22 protein-coding genes and 1 pseudogene are annotated in these 18,994 nt (G+C 69.9%); 17 read left to right on the top strand and 6 right to left on the bottom strand.

The genetic code is table 11. The features are described from left to right. The first annotated feature begins 63 nt into the window (after positions 1 to 63). The 12 genes and pseudogenes from MSPGM_RS15900 (at position 64) to MSPGM_RS15845 (ending at position 9,307) form a co-directional block, all read left to right on the top strand. Positions 64 to 540 carry a DUF721 domain-containing protein gene (locus tag MSPGM_RS15900; protein ID WP_003601118.1) on the top strand — a complete coding sequence of 159 codons (477 nt, stop codon included), beginning with the start codon at positions 64 to 66 and terminating at the stop codon, positions 538 to 540. 274 nt (positions 541 to 814) lie between these two features. Then, positions 815 to 1,525 carry a DsbA family protein gene (locus MSPGM_RS15895; RefSeq protein ID WP_261925705.1) on the top strand — a complete coding sequence of 237 codons (711 nt, stop codon included), beginning with the start codon at positions 815 to 817 and terminating at the stop codon, positions 1,523 to 1,525. Between the two features lie 105 nt (positions 1,526 to 1,630). After that, complete coding sequence (locus MSPGM_RS15890) at positions 1,631 to 1,999, top strand: AtpZ/AtpI family protein (RefSeq protein ID WP_003601122.1); 369 nt, start codon at positions 1,631 to 1,633, stop codon at positions 1,997 to 1,999. Positions 2,000 to 2,119: 120 nt separating this feature from the next. Continuing rightward, on the top strand, positions 2,120 to 2,875 hold the full coding sequence (locus MSPGM_RS15885; protein WP_003601124.1) for a F0F1 ATP synthase subunit A: 756 nt from the start codon (positions 2,120 to 2,122) through the stop codon (positions 2,873 to 2,875). Positions 2,876 to 2,935: 60 nt separating this feature from the next. Beyond that, complete coding sequence (locus MSPGM_RS15880; RefSeq protein WP_003601125.1) at positions 2,936 to 3,163, top strand: F0F1 ATP synthase subunit C; 228 nt, start codon at positions 2,936 to 2,938, stop codon at positions 3,161 to 3,163. A 197-nt stretch (positions 3,164 to 3,360) separates the two neighbouring features. Beyond that, positions 3,361 to 3,966 carry a F0F1 ATP synthase subunit B gene (locus MSPGM_RS15875; protein ID WP_003601126.1) on the top strand — a complete coding sequence of 202 codons (606 nt, stop codon included), beginning with the start codon at positions 3,361 to 3,363 and terminating at the stop codon, positions 3,964 to 3,966. A 90-nt stretch (positions 3,967 to 4,056) separates the two neighbouring features. Continuing rightward, positions 4,057 to 4,542 carry an ATP F0F1 synthase subunit B gene (locus MSPGM_RS15870; RefSeq protein WP_173390183.1) on the top strand — a complete coding sequence of 162 codons (486 nt, stop codon included), beginning with the start codon at positions 4,057 to 4,059 and terminating at the stop codon, positions 4,540 to 4,542. A 367-nt stretch (positions 4,543 to 4,909) separates the two neighbouring features. After that, positions 4,910 to 6,213: pseudogene (glyA, locus tag MSPGM_RS15865) on the top strand (serine hydroxymethyltransferase). Between the two features lie 211 nt (positions 6,214 to 6,424). After that, positions 6,425 to 6,919 (top strand): RrF2 family transcriptional regulator, encoded by a 495-nt coding sequence (locus MSPGM_RS15860; protein ID WP_080577070.1) that lies wholly within the window; start codon positions 6,425 to 6,427, stop codon positions 6,917 to 6,919. A gap of 63 nt (positions 6,920 to 6,982) precedes the next feature. After that, positions 6,983 to 7,540, top strand: a complete 558-nt coding sequence (gene nrdR, locus MSPGM_RS15855) for a transcriptional regulator NrdR (protein ID WP_003601130.1) — start codon at positions 6,983 to 6,985, stop codon at positions 7,538 to 7,540. Positions 7,541 to 7,590: 50 nt separating this feature from the next. Next, positions 7,591 to 8,667 carry a bifunctional diaminohydroxyphosphoribosylaminopyrimidine deaminase/5-amino-6-(5-phosphoribosylamino)uracil reductase RibD gene (gene ribD / locus MSPGM_RS15850; RefSeq protein WP_193373947.1) on the top strand — a complete coding sequence of 359 codons (1,077 nt, stop codon included), beginning with the start codon at positions 7,591 to 7,593 and terminating at the stop codon, positions 8,665 to 8,667. Position 8,668: 1 nt separating this feature from the next. Next, on the top strand, positions 8,669 to 9,307 hold the full coding sequence (locus tag MSPGM_RS15845; RefSeq protein ID WP_261925704.1) for a riboflavin synthase: 639 nt from the start codon (positions 8,669 to 8,671) through the stop codon (positions 9,305 to 9,307). 13 nt (positions 9,308 to 9,320) lie between these two features. On the opposite strand, the gene MSPGM_RS15840 is transcribed toward MSPGM_RS15845, so the two are convergent. Continuing rightward, complete coding sequence (locus tag MSPGM_RS15840; protein ID WP_003605619.1) at positions 9,321 to 9,842, bottom strand: hypothetical protein; 522 nt, start codon at positions 9,840 to 9,842, stop codon at positions 9,321 to 9,323. Between the two features lie 293 nt (positions 9,843 to 10,135). Here MSPGM_RS15840 and MSPGM_RS15835 point away from each other — a divergent pair, with 293 nt between their 5' ends. Next, positions 10,136 to 11,356: a hypothetical protein gene (locus tag MSPGM_RS15835; RefSeq protein WP_003605621.1), complete on the top strand. Its 1,221-nt coding sequence runs from the start codon at positions 10,136 to 10,138 to the stop codon at positions 11,354 to 11,356. On the opposite strand, the gene MSPGM_RS15830 is transcribed toward MSPGM_RS15835, so the two are convergent. Together MSPGM_RS15830 and MSPGM_RS15825 are read right to left on the bottom strand one after the other, a co-directional pair. Further along, the gene (locus MSPGM_RS15830) at positions 11,344 to 11,769 is read right to left on the bottom strand and encodes a GtrA family protein (RefSeq protein WP_003605623.1); all 426 of its coding nucleotides are present in this window, start codon (positions 11,767 to 11,769) and stop codon (positions 11,344 to 11,346) included. The two genes, MSPGM_RS15835 and MSPGM_RS15830, sit on opposite strands and share 13 nt — an antisense overlap. After that, complete coding sequence (locus tag MSPGM_RS15825; RefSeq protein WP_003605625.1) at positions 11,769 to 13,295, bottom strand: UbiA family prenyltransferase; 1,527 nt, start codon at positions 13,293 to 13,295, stop codon at positions 11,769 to 11,771. The genes MSPGM_RS15830 and MSPGM_RS15825 overlap by 1 nt, the downstream gene beginning before the upstream one ends. Before the next feature lie 312 nt (positions 13,296 to 13,607). On the opposite strand from MSPGM_RS15825, the gene ribH reads away from it, so the two are divergent. From ribH to thiL, 3 genes are read left to right on the top strand one after another with little or no spacing between them, the layout of a single operon-like run. Then, positions 13,608 to 14,129, top strand: a complete 522-nt coding sequence (ribH, locus tag MSPGM_RS15820) for a 6,7-dimethyl-8-ribityllumazine synthase (RefSeq protein ID WP_003605626.1) — start codon at positions 13,608 to 13,610, stop codon at positions 14,127 to 14,129. After that, on the top strand, positions 14,126 to 14,641 hold the full coding sequence (gene nusB, locus MSPGM_RS15815) for a transcription antitermination factor NusB (protein WP_003605627.1): 516 nt from the start codon (positions 14,126 to 14,128) through the stop codon (positions 14,639 to 14,641). Before ribH ends, nusB begins: the two co-directional genes overlap by 4 nt. Before the next feature lie 5 nt (positions 14,642 to 14,646). Beyond that, positions 14,647 to 15,624: a thiamine-phosphate kinase gene (gene thiL / locus MSPGM_RS15810; RefSeq protein WP_012753256.1), complete on the top strand. Its 978-nt coding sequence runs from the start codon at positions 14,647 to 14,649 to the stop codon at positions 15,622 to 15,624. A gap of 114 nt (positions 15,625 to 15,738) precedes the next feature. On the opposite strand, the gene MSPGM_RS15805 is transcribed toward thiL, so the two are convergent. The 3 genes from MSPGM_RS15805 to MSPGM_RS15795 all read right to left on the bottom strand — a co-directional run bounded on the left by MSPGM_RS15805 (position 15,739) and on the right by MSPGM_RS15795 (position 18,178). Further along, the gene (locus MSPGM_RS15805; protein ID WP_012753255.1) at positions 15,739 to 16,584 is read right to left on the bottom strand and encodes an SDR family oxidoreductase; all 846 of its coding nucleotides are present in this window, start codon (positions 16,582 to 16,584) and stop codon (positions 15,739 to 15,741) included. A 15-nt stretch (positions 16,585 to 16,599) separates the two neighbouring features. Beyond that, positions 16,600 to 16,779 (bottom strand): DUF1328 domain-containing protein, encoded by a 180-nt coding sequence (locus MSPGM_RS15800; RefSeq protein WP_003597909.1) that lies wholly within the window; start codon positions 16,777 to 16,779, stop codon positions 16,600 to 16,602. Positions 16,780 to 16,852: 73 nt separating this feature from the next. Continuing rightward, a complete protein-coding gene (locus tag MSPGM_RS15795) occupies positions 16,853 to 18,178 on the bottom strand; it encodes a chloride channel protein (protein WP_003597911.1) in 1,326 nt (441 codons plus the stop codon). Between the two features lie 301 nt (positions 18,179 to 18,479). Here MSPGM_RS15795 and MSPGM_RS15790 point away from each other — a divergent pair, with 301 nt between their 5' ends. Further along, the gene (locus tag MSPGM_RS15790) at positions 18,480 to 18,917 is read left to right on the top strand and encodes a DUF3429 domain-containing protein (RefSeq protein WP_003597912.1); all 438 of its coding nucleotides are present in this window, start codon (positions 18,480 to 18,482) and stop codon (positions 18,915 to 18,917) included. Positions 18,918 to 18,994 lie beyond the last annotated feature (77 nt).

Genomic DNA, 18,994 nt, shown 5'->3' with positions numbered 1-18,994 from the left:
GCAATTCGGGTAGGTTGTGAATGGGGCGCGTCCGTTATGCGGCCCTTGTGTTCCGGAGTGCCGATGGCGCGCGTCAAACCGCTGAGCGAACTGATCGAGGGCTGCATCGGCCCGGCCTTCGCCGCGCAGGGCTTCGCCTCCTCCGACATCCTCGCCGCGTGGCCGGACATCGTCGGCGCGCGGCTCTCCGAGGCCTGCCAGCCGGTCAAGCTCGAATGGCCGCGCCGGGCCCGCCGCGACGCGGAGGGCCGGCCGGAGCCCGGCACCCTGGTGGTGCGGGTGGAAGGCGCCTTTGCCCTCGAACTCCAGCATCTCGCGCCGATCGTGATCCAGCGCGTCAACGCGCATTACGGCTGGGCCTGCATCGGCAAGATCGTCATGCGCCAGGACCGCGTGCACCGGGCCACACGCCGCGTCCCGCAGAAGGCCCTCGACCCGGCCCGGCGCGGCGAGGTGGCGCTGGCGGTGGCGCGCATCGAGGAGGAGCGCCTGCGCGACGCTCTCGACCGGCTCGGCATCGCCGTGGTCGCGCGGCGATAGCGACGCGGGCCGGAGCCTCGTGCGCGAGACCTGATCCGGGACGAGGCTCGGGATTCTTGTTGTTGCATCGTCTTTCTTCCGAAAGCCGGCACCACCTTTCGGGCCGATGCTTTGGCGGCGCATCAACGCAAGGACGTGCGGGCGGCGGCGTGGCGTGATAAGCGGCTCGCGAAAGGCCGTGCGGCGACGCGTCCCCCGGCCGGACGGAGCCGTTCCGTCCTATCCTGCGCGGTATCGGGCCGAATGCGGCCCGCGAACGGAGCCCGCCCCTGCCATGATCACCCGGCGCGACGCCCTGAAACTGACCGGCCTTGCCCTCGGCACCGCCGCCCTGCTCCCCCGCCTGACCTTCGAGGCGCTGGCGCAATCGGCCGACACGGCCGCGCTGATGCAGCCCGGTCCCCTCGGCGATGTCTGGCTCGGGCCGGCGGACGCCAAGGTGACGATCATCGAATACGCTTCGATGACCTGCTCCCACTGCGCCCATTTCCACGCGACGACGTGGCCGGTGCTGAAGGAGCGCTACATCGATACCGGCAAGGTGCGCTTCACCCTGCGCGAGTTCCCGCTCGATCCGCTCGCCACCGCCGCCTTCATGTTGGCCCGCTGCGATGGCGAGGCGAAATATTACCCGATCACCGATCTGCTGTTCGACCAGCAGCAGAACTGGGCCTTCGTGCGCAAGCCGCAATCGCCCGTCGATGCCCTGGAGCAGCTCCTGCGTCAGGCCGGGTTCTCGAAGGAGAAGTTCGAGGCCTGCCTGAAGGATCAGAAGACCTACGCCGCCATCAACGCGGTCAAGACCCGCGGCCTCGACACCCTCAAGGTCGAATCGACGCCGACCTTCTTCATCAACGGCGAGAAGCGCGCCGGCGCCCTCTCGATCGAGGAAATGGAGAAGATCATCAAGCCGATCCTGGGGCCTGATCCGGCTTCCGAAAGCCGTGGAAAAATGAAGAATTATGTTGTTCCATCAACAACTTAATAGGCAGTTTGGCCGCCTTGACACTCAAGGTTGGCGAAACTATGGTGCGCCGCGCCGAGGGGGTGAAACCTTTCCCTTCGCTCCCGACGACATGTGGGGTCGCCCGTGAGTGGCGGCCCGGCAGATGATGGGAGCGGGCCGGAAAAGGCTCCCGCCGACGGCGATCTCTCCGCGAGGCTCAAGCGTCTCGAGACGCAGCTCGAAGGCAAGCGGCCCAGCGCCGGGCCCGACAAGCTTGCGCGCACCGGCACGTCCGGCGGGTCTGCCCCGCTTGGTCAGGCCATGCGGCTCTCGACCGAGTTCATCGCGGGCGTGATCGCCGGGGGAATCCTCGGCTACATCGTCGATCATCTCTTCGGCTCCAAGCCGTGGGGCATGATCGTGCTGCTGATGCTGGGCTTCGTGACGGGGATCTACAACGTCATGCGGGTCAGCGGCTTCAGCACCAAGAAAACTGAGAAAGATCGCCGGTAACGGTCTCCAAGACGCCTCAGGGGTCTTGAGACTCGCCCGGCATCGTGTAAGGGCGACGCGCGACAGACGGGAGCCGCAAAGGCTTCCTCGCGCGACACACAAAGGGGCGGAAGCGGGCACATGGCGGTCAGTATCGACCCGATCCACCAGTTCGAGCTGCAGCCGCTCGTCTCGCTGGGTCACATCGGCAACCAGCAGCTCGCGTTCACGCAATCGGCTCTGTACATGTTCGCCGCGGTGGGCATCATCGCGCTGCTGACCATCGTGGCGACCTCCGGGCGTTCCGTGGTTCCGGGCCGTCTCCAGGCGCTGGCCGAGACGCTCTACGAGTTCATCGCCGATACGGTGCACCAAGCGACCGGCGAGGACGGCAAGCGCTTCCTGCCGCTCGTGTTCTCCCTGTTCATGTTCGTTCTCATCCTGAACCTGCTCGGGATGATCCCCTACGCCTTCGCGGTGACCAGCCACCTCATCGTCACCTTCGGCCTCGCGCTGGTCGTGATCCTGACCGTGGTGATCTACGGCGTCGCCAAGCACGGCACCCACTTCCTCGGCGTGTTCGTGCCGTCGGGGGTGCCGAAGCCGCTGCTGCTCATCATGGTGCCGATCGAGATCGTGTCGTTCCTGTCGCGGCCGATCAGTCTCTCGGTTCGTCTCTTCGCCAACATCCTGGCCGGCCACATCGCGCTGAAGATCTTCGCCTTCTTCGTGGTCCAGCTGCTGGTTGCCGGCGCCTGGGGCGTGCTCTCGCCCCTGCCGCTCGCGCTCACCATCGCGCTGACGGCTCTCGAGTTCCTCGTCGCGGCCCTTCAGGCTTACGTCTTCGCGACGCTGACGGCGGTCTATCTCGCCGACGCCCTCCACCCCGGCCACTGATCCGTCCCGGCCGGACCCTTCCGCCCTCAACGAACCCCGTTCGAACTTCAGGAGTGTTTCATGGATCCCGTCGCTGCGAAGTACATCGGCGCCGGTCTCGCCTGCCTCGGCATGGCGGGCGCCAGCATCGGCCTCGGCAACCTGTTCGGCCAGTTCTACGCGGGCGCCCTGCGCAACCCGTCGGCCGCCGATAGCCAGCGCACCAACCTCCTCCTGGGCTTCGCGCTCACCGAGGCGCTCGGCATCTTCTCGCTGCTCGTCGCGCTGCTGCTCCTCTTCGCCGTCTGACGCGTCGTTCTTCGGGGGAGCGCGGGCCGGCTAGAGAGTCCGCCCCGCGCTCCCCCGCTCGTTGAGAGTGCCTCGCGAAACCTCCTCTGCGCGGTCGTCCGCCCTTCGGCATGGCGGCGCAGCGGCGGTTTCGTGAGAGACACCGATCCGGCCGCTCCGTCCGCGGAGCCGGCCTTCCGACGTCACCGGACAGGGCCATGGCCGAGCAGAAGAATCCCCTCACGACCCCCTCCCCGAACGCGGACACGACGATTGTCCCGGCGGGAAGCCCGCACACCCATACCGAGCAGCCCTCCGGCGGCCATGGCGGTGCCTTTCCGCCCTTCGAGAGCCACACCTTCCTCTCGCAGTTGATCTGGCTCGCGCTGGCCTTCGGCCTGCTCTACTACCTGATGTCCAAGGTTGCGCTGCCGCGCATCGAGGCGATCCTCGGCAACCGCGCCGGCCGGCTCTCGTCCGATCTGACCGAGGCGCAGCGCATGAAGACCGAGGCCGACGCCGCCGGCGCCGCCTACGAGAAGTCTCTGCGCGAGGCCCAGGCGAAGGCGCAGGCCATCGCCCAGGAGACCCGCAACAGCCTCTCGGCCGAGGCCGACGCCAAGCGCAAGACGCTCGAAGCCGAGCTGAACCAGCGGCTCGCCGTCTCCGAGGCGACCATCCGCACGCGCACGACGGAAGCCATGGGCAATGTCCGCGCGATTGCCGGCGAGACCGCCTCGGCGATCGTCGAGCGGCTGACCGGCCAGGCCCCTGACCAGGCGAGCCTGAACCGCGCCCTCGACGCGACGCCCGCCGTACACTGATCCGAGGGCCGGCCCGTTGCCGGCCCCTCCCATCCGACCCCGCCCCGGCCCGCCGGGCGGAGGGCCGATCAAGGGTTTGAGACCGACATGTTGTTGACCGCGGAATTCTGGGTCGCCGTCGCCTTCGTGGCGTTCCTGGTCATCGTCTGGCGGGTCGGCGGCTTCTCGATGATGACCAACGGGCTCGACAGCCGCGCCAAGCGCGTGCGCAACGAGCTCGACGAGGCCCGCCGCCTGCGTGAAGAAGCCGCGGCCGTGCTCGCCGACTACAAGCGCCGCCGCACCGAGGCCGAGCGCGAGGCCGAGGCCATCATCGCCGGTGCCCGCGAGGATGCAGAGCGCATCGCCGCCGAAGGCCATGCCCGCCTCAACGATTTCGTTGCGCGCCGCACCAAGAGCGCCGAGGCCAAGATCGCCCAGGCCGAGGCGCAGGCCTCCGCCCAGGTTCGCGCCGCGGCGGCCGACGCGGCCGTGAAGGTCTCCGAGACCCTGCTGCGCGAACGCCTCCAGGGCGCGGCGGCACAGGATCTCCTCCGGGCCAGCCTCGGCGACGTGAAGAGCCGCCTTCAGGCCTGAGCCTGACGCATCCGATCGAACGTGCCCTTGCCGGGTTTCGGTAAGGGCGCGGCGCAAATCGGCAAGCGGCATCGATCGGAGCTGCTACGGTTCGCGGGCGCGTTCACGGGGCCGGCCAATTACCGACTTAGTCGGTCCTGCGACACCCGGCTCTGCCGGGTGTTTTCGCGTGTGGGGCTAGCCGAATGCGCTGCGGTGCCGCAGAACGGGGCTGATCCCGTTAAAAATTTTGAAGACAGGCGAAAAATCACCTGTGCTTGGCCTGTGATGCCGCGGCGTGTACGAATAGTGCCTGAAAAACACCCCCGTGAACGCCGACGGGAGAGCGGGTGGGTTTGCCCGTAAACAACGAAAAGAGGCTACGCTCATGAGCGCCGGAACTGCGACCGACACCACCGACCTCGACTCCTTCTTCTCGGCTCATCTTGCCGAGACCGATCCCGAGATCGCCAAGGCCATCTCGCAGGAGCTGGGCCGGCAGCAGCACGAGATCGAGCTGATCGCGTCCGAGAACATCGTCTCGCGCGCCGTGCTCGAAGCGCAGGGCTCGGTCCTGACCAACAAGTACGCCGAGGGTTATCCGGGTCGGCGCTACTACGGCGGCTGCCAGTTCGTGGACATCGCCGAGGAACTCGCCATCGACCGGGCCAAGCGCCTGTTCGGCTGCGGCTTCGCCAACGTGCAGCCGAATTCAGGCTCGCAGGCGAACCAGGGCGTGTTCATGGCCCTGATGCAGCCGGGCGACACCTTCCTCGGCCTCGACCTCGCGGCCGGCGGCCACCTCACCCACGGCGCCCCCCGAACGTCTCGGGCAAGTGGTTCAAGCCGGTCTCCTACACCGTGCGCCGCGAGGACCAGCGCATCGACATGGAGCAGGTCGAGCGCCTCGCCCAGGAGCACAAGCCGAAGGTGATCATCGCCGGCGGCTCGGGCTACCCGCGTCACTGGGACTTCGCGAAGTTCCGTGAGATCGCCGATTCCGTCGGCGCCTACTTCTTCGTCGACATGGCCCACTTCGCCGGCCTCGTCGCCGCGGGCCTGCACCCGTCGCCGTTCCCGCATGCGCACGTCGCCACCACGACGACGCACAAGACCCTGCGCGGCCCGCGCGGCGGCATGATCCTGACGAACGACGAGGCGCTGGCCAAGAAGTTCAACTCGGCGATCTTCCCCGGCCTCCAGGGCGGCCCGCTGATGCACGTCATCGCCGCCAAGGCGGTGGCCTTCGGCGAGGCGCTGAAGCCCGAGTTCAAGATCTACGCCAAGCAGGTGATCGACAACGCCCGGGCGCTGGCCGACACCATCATCTCCGGCGGCTACGACATCACCTCGGGCGGCACCGACAACCACCTGATGCTGGTCGACCTTCAGAAGAAGGGCCTCACCGGCAAGGCGGCCGAGGCGGCGCTCTCCCGGGCCGACATCACCTGCAACAAGAACGGCGTGCCGTTCGACCCGCAGAAGCCGACGATCACCTCCGGCATCCGTCTCGGCACGCCGGCCAGCACCACCCGCGGCTTCGGCGTCGCCGAGTTCAAGCAGGTCGGCTCGCTGATCGTTCAGGTGCTCGATGGCATCGCCGAGAAGGGCGATGGCGGCGACGCGGCGGTCGAGGCGGCGGTGAAAGAGAAGGTCCACGCCCTCACCGATCGGTTCCCGATCTACGCCTGAGCCTGACTAAAAACACCTCCGGCCCGTGACGCGGGCCGGTGCGGCCGCGGATCTCCCGATCTGCGGCCGCTGTCGTTTCGGGGCGGCCTCAAAGTTAATCCACGTAAGGTTTGTCGTTCCGAGGAGTGTACACGTCGTTGCATCCTTGAAATGATGTGGGTCGAGCCATCCTTCACCTGAAGGTTGCGCGGCAGCGCTCGGGAGGGCGACCCTGCATCTCTCGCTTCACACGGATTACGGCCTGCGTCTGCTCATGCACCTGACGCTGGCCGAGCGGGGCGTCTGGGTCGCGACCCCGGCCGTCGCGCAACGCTTCGACATCTCGGTGCACCACCTCCAGAAGATCGCCCAGACGCTGGTCCGCGCCGGTGTCGTCGAGGCCAGGCAGGGTCGTTCCGGGGGCGTGCGTCTCGCACGGGACGCCCGCGAGATCCGGCTTGGACGGCTCGTCGCCGATCTGGAGGGGGTCGGTACCGTGGTCGATTGCCGGCGCGACCCCTGCCCGCTCCTGGGCCGGTGCCGTCTCAAATGGGCCTTCGACGCGGCGGAGCAGGCGTTCTTCCTCGAACTCGACCGCCTCACCCTTGCCGACGTGGTGGCCGGTCCGACGGCAGCCGCACTTCGCGCCCTCTTCCGCGCCGAGCCGGGAGACGGGGGGGCGACGCCCGCCACGCCCGCTCCGACCGATCCCTCTCCTGGCAATTGAGCGGCGGGTGGGGCAGAGAGGGGCGGCTTTTGAGAGCGTCTGGGATGAGGTGGTGAGCGCGCGATGCGGTGTCCGTTCTGCGGAGGTCCCGACACCCAGGTGAAGGATTCGCGGCCGAGCGAGGATTCCTCGGCGATCCGTCGCCGCCGCGTCTGCCCGGATTGCGGCGGTCGCTTCACGACCTTCGAGCGGGTGCAGCTGCGCGAACTCGTCGTTCTCAAGCGCTCGGGCAAGCGCGTGCCGTTCGACCGCGACAAGCTCCAGCGCTCGATCGATGTGGCGCTGCGCAAGCGCACGGTCGATCCCGAGCGGGTGGAGCGCCTCGTAAGCGGCATCACCCGGCGCCTGGAGAGCGGCGGCGAGGGCGAGGTCACCAGCGAGGCCATCGGCGAGGCGGTGATGGAGGGCCTGAAGGGGCTCGACGACGTCGCCTATGTCCGCTTCGCCTCGGTCTACAAGAATTTTCGCGAGGCACAGGACTTCCAGGATCTGCTCGGCACCCTCGGTGAGCGGTTGGAGGGCGAAGGCGACCTGCCCGAACAGGGGGAGGCTGTGCCCGCCCCTCCCGACGAGGCGGTTGCCGCCCCGCGCCGCGGCCGTCCGGCCCGGAAGCGGGCGTGACGGGGCGAGCCGTGGACCTGTCCGAGCAGCAAGCCCTCGACCGGCGCGCCATGCGCCTCGCCCTCGCCCTGGGGCGGCGCAACCTCGGCCGAACCTGGCCGAATCCGAGCGTCGGCGCCGTCGTCGTGGCCGAGGGCCGCATCGTCGGGCAGGCGGTCACGGCGGTCGGCGGTCGCCCGCATGCGGAGCCGCTGGCGCTCGCCATGGCCGGCGAGGCCGCACGCGGGGCCACCCTCTACGTCACCCTCGAGCCCTGCTCGCATCACGGCCGCACGCCGCCCTGCACCGACGCGACCATCGCCGCCGGAATCGCCCGCGTGGTCACCGCGATCGAGGATCCCGATCCGCGGGTGGCCGGGCGCGGCCATGCGGGTTTGCGCGCGGCCGGGATCACGGTGGAAACCGGCCTGCTGCGCGAGGAGGCCGCCCGCGATCATCGCGGCCATTTCTCCCGCGTGACGCGCGGGCGCCCGAGCCTGCACCTCAAGCTCGCCCGGACCCGCGACGGCTTCGCCGCGCCCTCGACCGGTGAGCGCCTGAAGATCACAGGTTCGGTCGCGGATGGCGCGGTGCATCTGTGGCGGGCCCACGCCGACGCGATCATGGTCGGCATCGGCACGGCTCGCGCCGACGACCCCTCGCTGACCGTCCGGCTTCCGGGGCTCGCCGAGCGCTCGCCGCTGCGGATCGTGCTTGACTCGACGTTGCGCCTCAACCCGGCCAGCCACCTCGTGCGCGGGGCCCGTGACCTGCCGACCCTGGTTCTCACCGGGCGCGGCGCCCCGGCCCATGCCCGGCGGATGCTCGCCTCCTTCGGCGTCGAGATCGCCTTCGTTCCGACCGACGCAGAGGGCCGCATAGACTTACCCGCCGCGCTAAAAGCGCTGGCGGAGCGCGGCCTGACCCGGATCTGCAGCGAGGGCGGGCCGGCGCTTGCCGACGCGCTCGCGGCGCACGATCTCATCGATGCCTGCACGCTCATCACCGGCTCCGTTACGCTGGGCGAGGCCGGCGGCTTGCCGGTGCTCGGGGCCAACCTCGCCCGCCGCCTCGCCGACGGCTCGCTGAGCGTGGTCGAGACCCGCGATTACGGCCCCGACACGGCGGTCACCTACGAGAGGATCTGACATGTTCACCGGACTCGTCAGCGATGTCGGCCGCGTCGTCTCGGTGGAGGGCTCGGAGCGCCTGCGCCGGATCGTGATCGAGAGCGCCTACGATCCCGCCGGCATCGCGCTCGGCGCCTCGATCGCCTGCTCCGGCCCCTGCCTCACCGCCGTCGCGGTGGAGCCGCACGGGGCGGGCTGCCGCTTTTCGGTCGATGCCGCCGCCGAGACGCTCGCCCGCACCACCGTGGGCGCGTGGCGCGAGGGCACGCGGCTCAACCTCGAACGCTCGCTCAAGCTCGGCGACGAACTCGGCGGCCACCTTGTCACCGGCCATGTCGACGGCGTCGCCGAGATCCTCGCCCGCGAGACCGTGACCGGCGAGAACAACCCCTGGGGGGCCAGCGAACGCTTCACCTTGCGGGCGCCGGCCGCGCTCGCCGGCTTCATCGCCGAGAAGGGCTCGATCTGCCTCGATGGCACCTCGCTCACCGTCAACGCGGTCTCGGGCCACGATTTCTCGGTGCTGCTGATCCCGCACAGCCTCTCGGTCACGACCTGGGAGGAGCGCCGCGAGGGGGATCGGATCAATCTGGAGGTCGATCTGCTCGCCCGCTACGCCGCGCGTCTCGCCGAGACGCGCGGGTTGCTGCCGGCGTGAGGACTGGTCCGACTTACTTGCCGTCGTAGGAGGCGGCGAGACTGTTCATGATCTGGTTCGTCTCGGCGTCGTACTTTTTGTCACCCTCCGGCGAGGCCCAGTAGCTCACCAGCAGATGGCGCTGGCTCTCGGCTTTCGGCACGACCGAGAGGTAGCGCAGCACCGTCGGCTTGCCTTCATAGGTCGCCGGATATTCGGTGACCTTGAGGGCGTAGGTCGGGAAATCGACTTCCTTCGACTGGCCCTCGCCCGTCACCTTGACCCCTTGTTCCTTGAAGTAGGCGTTGTGCTCGCCGAGCAGGGTGTCGAACTGGGCGGGCTTGTAGCTCTCGAACCAGAGGTAGATTTCCTCGTCCGCGGTCCGCGCCTGGACGCCACGGTCGATCGTGGTCACCTTCCACGCGGCCGGGATCTCGACGGAAATCGGTCGATCTCCGGGGACGACCGTGACCTTCTTGGCAAGGGCGGCGCTGCCGGCCAGCAGAAAGAAGGCGAGTGCCGCGCCGGCCAAGAATTTCGGCGATCCGATCGTCATGAATATCCCCTGTCGGCCCGCCTCGTTGCGAACGAGCCGGCGCTAGACTTGCCGTCGGTCCCAGTTTTCGGCAATGCACGACCGTCCCAAATCGACAGAAACCTTTTCGCCGAGACCGAGCGCCCCGGAATTCGTGGCGACGGGACCTCCGCATCGTGTGACCGCCGGATGCCTCTCCGGTTCGACAAGTTTTCGTGAGAAGGCCACCGGATCATTTGTGAGGAAGACTTAACTCTTCCTATCGAATCCTCCGCGTCGATTCGGAATCGCTTCGTGAAAGAGCGGTAGCCACCATGACGGTTACAGGACGCCGCGACCGGGTGCTGGCGGCGCTGACCGCGCTGAGCGGTGCCCTCCTCCTCGCCGTCCTTCTGGGACGGGGCGCGCTGCGCGATGCCGGCTTCAACTCGCACGGGGCGCTGGCCGACGCGTTCCTGCACGGCCGGCTCTGGGTCGAGCGCTGCCCCGAGATCGATTGCGCCGTGTTCGAGGGGCGCACCTACATCATCTTCCCGCCGCTGCCGGCACTGCTGCTGACGCCGTTCGTCGCCCTGTTCGGCTTTCCCGGCTTCAAGGGCTTCGTGCTTCTCGGCCTGGGCCTGTCGGCCCTGAGCCTGCTCGCCTGGAGCCGCATCTTCCGCGCGCTGGAGGTCGAGCGCGGGCAGGCGTTGTGGCTGCTCGCCGCGCTCGCCTTCGCCAGCCCGCTCTATCAGGTCACGCTGCGGTCGGACGGCGTCTGGTTCTTCTCCCAGACCGTCGGCTTCCTGATGATGACATTGAGCCTGTGGGCGGTGATCTGCCGGAGTTCTCTGCCGCTCGCCGGATTGTTCGTCGGCCTCGCCTTCCTGTGCCGGCAGATGGCGATCTTCTATCCGCTGTTCCTGCTGGTTCTAGCCCTGCCCCGCGGGCGCCCGCTGCTGGCGAACCCGGCCTCGGTGGCGAAATCCGCGATGCTGGCGGGCCTGTCCGTCGCGGCGGCCATCGCCGTCTACTGCGCCTACAACGCCGCGCGCTTCGGAAGCCCGTTCGAGACCGGCTACGCCTTCATCCACAATCCCGGACAGGACAGCTTCATCTGGCGGCGCATCACCGAGGGCGGCCTGTTCTCGCGCGACTACCTGCTGTTCAACACGCTCTACCTGTTCCTGCAGGGGATCCATTTCGAGTTCGGCGGCCCCCGGCTGACGGAACTCGTGGGCTTCGACAAGGCCGGCACGGCGCTCCTCGTGGCGAGCCCGTGGCTCTTGCTGGCCTTCTACGCGCGGCTCGACCGGGTCTTCGCCGCCGGGGCGGCGACCATCGCGGTCATCGCCGGGATCACCCTGTTCTACCACTCGAACGGCGCCGAGCAGATCGCGACCCAGCGCTACGCCCTCGACTGGCTGCCGATCCTGATCGTGCTGATGGTGCGTGGGGAACGCCCGCCGGCCTTCGCCGCCCTGCCGATCCTCGTCACCTGGGGAGTCGTCGCCAACCTCGCCGTGGTGACGCTGCTGGCCCTCTACCGGCTCTGAGGCTGAGGCCGCAGGGTTGCGCCGAAGGTGAGAAGCCGGTGGCCGAGATAGTTTGCCACGGCGCCGACGGCGATGCCGACGCCGTGGCCGAGGGCTTGCGCCACGGCCGGCTTCAGATCCGGGAGCAGGCCGGTCAGGCCGTCGATCATCAGCGTGCTGACCGCGAGGACCACCGCCGCGCCGACGGCGTTGACCGCGAGGAACAGGGCGAGCTGCCCGGAGAGCGACCCGTGCGAGGCCGCCCGGAACACGAAGGCGCGGTAGAGCCAGAAGCCGGCGGCCATGCCGATGCCATAGGCCACGATCAGGGCTGCCTCGAACGGCAGCACCAACGAGAGCAGGATCCGCGCGAGCCAGTTGATCGCCGCCGCCGAGCCACCGGCGATCAGGAAGCGGACGACCTCGCTTCGCATCACAGCCCGAACCCTTGTGGCAGGAGACCGGGCGGCAGGCCGAAGGCCGCCACTGCGAAGGCGAGGCCGGCCACACCCGCGAGCACGAGGCTCGGGCGGTCCCTGACCGCGAAGGCGACCGGGTCGTCGTGGAGCGCGTCGCGGCCTGCCAGCAACCAGACCCGGCCCATGAACAGGACGAGGATCAGCGGGAAGCTCCACAGGGCCAGCGGCGCCGCGAGCGCCGCGTGGCGGAACGCCTCGTTGGCGAGATACAGGATGAAGATGACGACGCTGGCGAGCCCCGAGGCGATGCCGAAGGCGAGCACCACCGGCTCGTCCGCCGGCTCGTAGCCGCGCCCGGCGATGGTACCGGGCTGGCCGCGCCGCGCCGCCCCGCGCAGCTCCGTGTGACGCTTGGCGAAGGACAGCGAGGTGAACAGGAACATCGAGAAGGTCAGGAGCCAGGGCGACCACGCCACGGCGACTGCTGCGACGCCGACCGCGATGCGCAGCGAGAACAGGCTTCCGAGCGTCAGCGCATCGAGCATCGGCACCCGCTTGAGCCACGCGGAGTAGGTCAGCGTCAGGGCGAGATAGGCGATCACGCCGGTCAGCACCGCCGCCCCGGCCCAGGCTGCGACCGCCAGCCCGCCCGCGAGGCCGAGCACGATTGCCGCCAGACCGGTGGCGATGGGAAGCCGGCCGCTCGCCAGGGGGCGCTCGCGCTTCGACCAGTGCGCCCGGTCGTGAGAGAGGTCGAGCAGATCGTTCAGCAGGTAGCTCGCCGAGGCGACGAGGCCGAGCGCGAGGAAGGCCAGGCCGGCGCTCCCCCAGGCTTGCGCGTCCCCGGCCCGGCCGCCGAGGACGAGCGGCACGAAGACCAGGGCATTCTTGGCCCATTGGTGCAGGCGCAGGGCCTTGAGCAATGCGCGCGGACGCGAGGCGGCGGGAAATTCATCGACCGGCTTGTCGAGCCGCCGGGCGGCGCGGAGCACGGGACCGGAGGCTCCGACAACGATCACCCGCCGGGCCGCGGCCCAGACCGGGAGGTCGGCCGCGGCATCGCCCGCATAGTCGAAGCCCTGCGGATAGAGCGCCCGAAGCTGCGCGGCCTTGGTCTCCCCTTTGAGGTTGCGCACCCCGTCGCTCGCCACCACCCGGTCGAAGACGGGAAAACGCCGCAGGGCGCGCAGGGCCATCAGCTCGTCGGCTGCGGTGGCGAGCACGATCTCCTGGCCCGCCGCCTTTTGCGTCTCGATATGGGCGAGCAGAGCCGCGTTGGCCGGCAGAGTCGCGACGTCGAGCACGGCGCCTTCCGCGATGCGGCGCTTGAAGAAGGCCCGCCCCCGCGGCAGCCACAGCAGCATCACCAGCAGCATCAGCGGGTTGCGCCGCAGCAGCGCGATGATCCCTTCCAGAAGCAGGTCCGTGCGCAGCAGCGTGCCGTCGAGGTCGATCACCAGCGGCACCGGCCGCAACGCCGAGGCCGCGTCCTCGATCAGGATGGGGGCCGTCTCCGCCCTTCGCGCATGCGCCGTCGCCATGCTGGATAACCCCCGTTTCCAGTGCGGGACCGATGGTCGAAGGCCCGCAAACTTGCGTTCGACAGTCTATCGCCGGGACAGACTTCGGTCCGGTTAATAAGGGGCACCGCAGGTTGTGGCGGCGGTACTTCCGCCTGATTTGATTGATCAAACCTTCCCGGGCCAACCGAAAGGCGAAGCTTCTCCGGGCCGGAACATGCGCCCCGGTCGCGCACCCGCCGCGCCCCGTGCCGCTTGTGGAGCCCGCGGCACTTGGGCTAACCCTCCGGCCCGCCCCGAACATTCGTGAACTCGCCCCGGAACGACAGTCGCATGGTCTCCCAACGCCGGGACGCGGACGCGCCCAAGGACAGCCCCAAAAGCATCCTCGAAAGCCTCGCCGGCACCCGCGTGCTCGTGGTCGAGGCGCGCTACTATGACGACATCGCCGATGAATTGCTGGCGGGCGCCCGCGCGGCGATCGAAGCGGTCGGCGCCGAGGCGCGGGTCTTCACGGTGCCGGGCGCCCTCGAGATCCCCGCCGCCATCGCGATCCTGATGGATGCTGGCCGCAAGGCCGGCGGCCCCTACGATGCGGCGGTGGCGCTCGGCTGCGTCATCCGCGGCGAGACCGGCCATTACGACATCGTCGCCGGCGAGAGCGCCCGTGCGCTGATGGACCTTTCCGTGGCTGAGCACCTGCCGCTCGGCAACGGCATCCTCACCGTGGAGACCATGGAGCAGGCGCTCGCTCGCGCCCGGGTCTCCGACATGAACAAGGGCGGCGGTGCAGCGGAGGCGGCCCTGAGCCTCCTCGCCATCAAGCGCGCCGCCAACCTGGAACCCGCCCGATGACAGACCCCGCCGCGACACCGGCCCAACCGAAGCCGAACGCCCGCACCGGCGCCCGCCTCGCCGTGGTGCAGGCGCTCTACGAGATGGAGATCTCGGACAAGGGCGTGATCGAGGCGCTCGCCGAGTTCGAGGCCTTCTGGATCGGTCAGGAGGTCGATGGCGTCGTCCACCCGCCGGCCGAGATCGCGTTCTTCCGCGACGTGCTCCGCGGTGCCGTGGAGGAACAGCGCGCCATCGACCCGAAGCTCGATACGGCGCTGGCGAAGGGCTGGCCGCTGCGCCGGCTGGAAGCGGTGCTGCGCGCCATCCTGCGGGCGGGCGCCTATGAGCTGATGTTCCGTCGCGACGTGCCGGCCCGCGCCGCGATCTCGCAATATGTCGAGGTCGCCTACAGCTTCTACGGCGGCGACGAGCCGGGCATGGTCAACGCCGTGCTCGACCGGGTCGGCCGCGAGGTGCGCTCCACCGAGTTCGGTATCCCGGCCGCTCCCGGCCCGGCGAAGAAGGGCTGACCGGAATGGCCCGCGCGGGCGAGGAGGCGCTGATCGCGCGCTACTTCGCGCCGCTCAGTGGCGCCGGCGCCGAGGGCCTGCGCGACGACGCCGCGAGCCTGACGCCGACGCCCGGCCACGACCTCGTGGTGACCGCCGACGCTATCGTAGCCGGCGTTCACTACTTTCCCGACGACCCGCCCGGCTCCATCGCCAGCAAGGCGCTCGGCGTGAACCTGTCGGATCTCGCCGCCAAGGGCGCCAGTCCGCGCGGCTTCCTCCTGACTCTCGCACTGCCGGACGACTGGACCGAAGCGTGGCTCGCGGGCTTCGCCGAGGGTCTCGGCGCGGCGAGCCGCGCCCATGGCTGCCCGCTGCTGGGCGGTGACACCGTGCGCTCCGGCGGCCCGGCTCTGATCGGCGTGACCGCCTTCGGCGAGGTGCCGGCCGGCGCGATCCTGCGGCGGCAGGCGGCGCGGGCCGGCGACCGGCTCTGCGTCAGCGGCACCATCGGCGACGCGGCTCTGGGCCTGGCCCTGCGGCTCGCGCCCGATCCCGCGCTGGCGCCCCTCCACCGCGATGCGCTCCTCGATCGCTATCTTCACCCGCGCCCGCGGCTGGCGCTCGCCCCCGTGCTGCGGCGCCACGCCCGCGCGGCCATGGACGTCTCGGACGGATTGGCGGGCGATCTGACGAAGATGTTCGCCGGCACCGGCCTGACCGCGCGGATCGACGTGCCGGCGGTGCCACTCTCCCCGGCGGCGCAGGCCGCCATCTCCAGCGATGCCAGCCGGCTCGATACGGCTCTCACCGGTGGGGACGATTACGAGATCCTCTGTGCGGTGCCGCCCGGTTCCGTGGGCGCGTTCCTGGCCGAGGCCCGGGCCGCCGGGGTGCCCGTTGCCGAGATCGGCAGCGTGGAAGCCGGCGACGCACCGCCTCGCTTTCACGACGCGCACGGGCGCGACGTGGGCTTTGCCCGCGCCTCGTTCAGCCACTTCTGAAGCGTCCTCTCCGCTTGGCGGCCTGAAGCCTGATCGCTGCCAAAAAAACGCCCGATCACGGCGTCGCAGCGGGCGTTCCGTGAGGGACACCACGGCGGCCGATGGCAAGCCAGGTCAGGCCTCGATTCCGGTCTGGCGCCGGCTCAGGGCCCAGACCCGCTCCTGCAGCGCCTCGTCCCGGCTGCGGGCAGACGAGGCGGTCTCGCGGCTCTTGGCGAAGTAGCGCCCGCTCACGCCGTCGAGTTCGGGCGCGGTCGCGACATGGAGCGAGGTCCTGGCGCCGGCCTCGGTCGAGATCAGGAACGGGCGGATCAAGCTCCAGGCGAAGCCGAGCCCGCCCCTCGTGTTCTTGGCGAAGTCACTCGCCACGACGCCCGGATGCACCGCGTTGACGGTGACGCCGGTTCCGGCCAGCCGCCGGGCGAGCGCGTAGGTGAACAGCACGTTGCCGAGTTTGGCCTGGGCATAGGCCTTCATCGCCGCGTAGCGGCGCTCGCCGCCGAGATCGTCGAAGTCGATGCGCCCGCGGGTATGGGCGGCGGAGGCGAGGTTGACGATGCGGGCACGGGGCGCGGCTTCGAGCGGGCGACGCAGCTCGTGCGTCAGCAGCACGTAGGCGAGATGGTCGAGGGCCCAGGTCCGCTCGATCCCGTCGGCCGTGACGTGGCGCTCCGAGAAGATCGCGCCGGCATTGTTCACGAGGAGGTCGAGGGCGGGGTAGCGCGCTCGCACTTCACCCGCGAGCCGGCGGATCTCGGCTTGGCTCGACATGTCGGCGAGAAAGACGTCCGCCGCGCCGCCGGTCTCCCGGCGCAGATGCGCGGCGGCGCGTTCCGTGCGCTCGCGGTCGCGCCCGACGAGGCCGACCCGCGCCCCGAGGCGGGCGAGCCCGAGGGCCGTCTCGGCGCCGATCCCGGAGGAGGCGCCGGTGACGAGGGCGGTGCGACCGTCGAGGCGCACGGTTGGAGCCGGCGGCTAGAACACCACCTGACCGACGGCCAGCGCGATCACCACGATGACGATGGCGACCACCAGGAACAGGCCGAACAGGATGCGGGCGATCGAACTCGCGCCGGAGGCGATGCCGGTGAAGCCGAGGCCGCCGGCAACGAGCGAGATAACGAAGGCGATAGCGGCCCACTTGAGAAGCGTCATGGCAGTTCACTCCGAAACAAAAGCGGAGCAGTAACGGCCAACGAGCCGGCGGCGTTCCGTCGCGGCCTGCGCTTTACGCGCTTCGTTCTCCGGCCGCCCGCCGCACCAGCACCTCCGCCAAGGTGTGATAGAGGCCGCCGCGGCAAACCAGCTTCGAGACCGCATCCGCGACCAGCGCCGCGAGCATCAGCGGAATCATCATCGCGTGGTTCTGGGTCATCTCGGTGACGATGACGAAGGAGGTGATCGGCGCCTGGAGCACGCCGGTGAGGTAGGCGGTCATGCCGATCAGCACCAGCGCACCGACCGGCACGTCCGGCAGGAACAGGCTCGCCTCCGCGCCCAGCCCGGCGCCGACGGCCAGCGACGGCGCGAACAGGCCGCCGGGGATGCCGCTGATCGAGGACAGGACGGTCGCCAGGAACTTGAGCGGAGCGAAATCCCAGCGCGGGTCGTTGCCAGCGTGCAGGAGCGCCCGCGCCTCCTCGTAGCCGGTGCCGTAGACGGTGCCGCCGGAGGCGAGCCCGCACAGGGCGACGCCGAGCCCGCACAGGCCGGCGAACAGGATGGGACGGCGCCCGATCATTCCGCCCACCCGTCCCGGCAGGCCGCGGCCGAACGCGATGACGATACGGCTGAACAGCCCGCCCGCGAGGCCGCCCGCCACGCCGAGCAGCGGCACCGCGAGCCAGCCGGCGGCCAGCGAGAGCCGCGCGTCCGACGTGCCGAAATACGTGTAGTCGCCGAGGATTGCCAGCGAGGTCAGGCCGGCGGCAATGATGGTGGCGACGATCAGCGCGCTTCCGCGGCTGTCATAGGCCCGGCCGAGTTCCTCGATGCCGAAGACGATGCCGGCCAGCGGCGTGTTGAAGGCCGCCGCCACCCCGGCCGCGCCGCCCGCGAGCAGCAGGCCGCGCATCCGCTCCGGGCTCAAAGTCCCGAAGGCGGCCATGATCGCCGCGCCGACCTGCACGGTCGGCCCTTCGCGGCCGATCGAGGCGCCGCACAGAAGCCCGAGGCACATCACGACGATCTTGCCCGCCGCGACCTTGAGCGAGACCAGCGCACGGCGTGCGGGCCCGGCATCCAGGGCGCGGGCCGCGATCACCTGTGGGATGCCCGAGCCCTGCGCATTCGGGAAGACGGTGCGGGCGAGCCATGCGGCGAGCGCGAAGCCGGCCGGGCACAGCAGAAGCGCCAGGGCGGGCGAGGTGTGGAGTCCGTGCCGGAAGAGTTCCTGCGCCGCATCGGCCGCCTTGGCCATCAGCACCGCGGCCAGGCCGACGCAGACGCCGCCCACCAGGAACAGGCTCCGCCTGCGCCAGGTCGTCCACGCATCGCCGGAGGCACCGCGCAGCCGCGACAGGGCGGGTCTCAGGTCCGTGGGTCGCAGCGGCATGGGGGCGGATCACGCAAGGGATGGGCCGTGTCGCCCGCACCCTGGCGGCGAAATCGGCGCGGGGCCATCGCCGCGACCCAATGATCCGGCGCGAACGTCCCTTCCGGTGTGGAAGGCGAGGCCGGGCGCTGCAACAAATGGTCTCGGTTGCGAGATGGATGAGGATCTGCGCGTTTAGAATGCTTCATGACACCTCCGGCTTGCCGTGACCCATGCCGGGTCCCGAACGGCCGGCGGTCGACGCGGGCGAGGCGTGGATCCGGCGGAACCGGGCCACGCGGCAATCAGCCAGGGAGACGGCATGGGGCGGCTGACCACGGTACCCACGAGCGCGGTCCTTCTCGGCATCGCGGGGTTGATTCCGTTCGTGGGCTTTGCGGCCCTATCGGTCAGCGGCACGGATGTCGGGCTCGGCACCATCGGATTGTCGCCGCGCACCATCCTCTCGGCCTACGGCGCGGTGATCGCCTCGTTCCTCGGCGGCATCCGCTGGGGGGCGGCGGCGGCACGGGGAGCGGGCTGGCGCGATTACGGGCTCGCGATCGTGCCTTCGCTGCTCGCCTGGGCGGCGCTCGCCGCGCCGCCGCCCTGGGATCTCCGGACCCTCGGCGCGCTCGTGCTGCTGTGGGGCATCGTCGATCAGGACCTTCCCCGCCGCGGGATGGTCCCGATCTGGATGGGCCGCCTGCGGCTGGCCCTGTCGGCGGTCGCCGGGGCGGCGCTGCTCGTGGCAGCGTGACCCGGTTCAACCGAAATCCGATCGATTGCTTCGCAATGCGGATTTCGGACTTCGCTCAAATGCCGCGCGGGCTCGGT

Source organism: Methylorubrum sp. GM97 (genome assembly GCF_024347855.1).
GTDB classification, from domain to species: domain Bacteria; phylum Pseudomonadota; class Alphaproteobacteria; order Rhizobiales; family Beijerinckiaceae; genus Methylobacterium; species Methylobacterium extorquens.
Note: the sequence above shows the minus strand (reverse complement) of the source record. Positions and strands in the feature narration are given on the sequence as shown.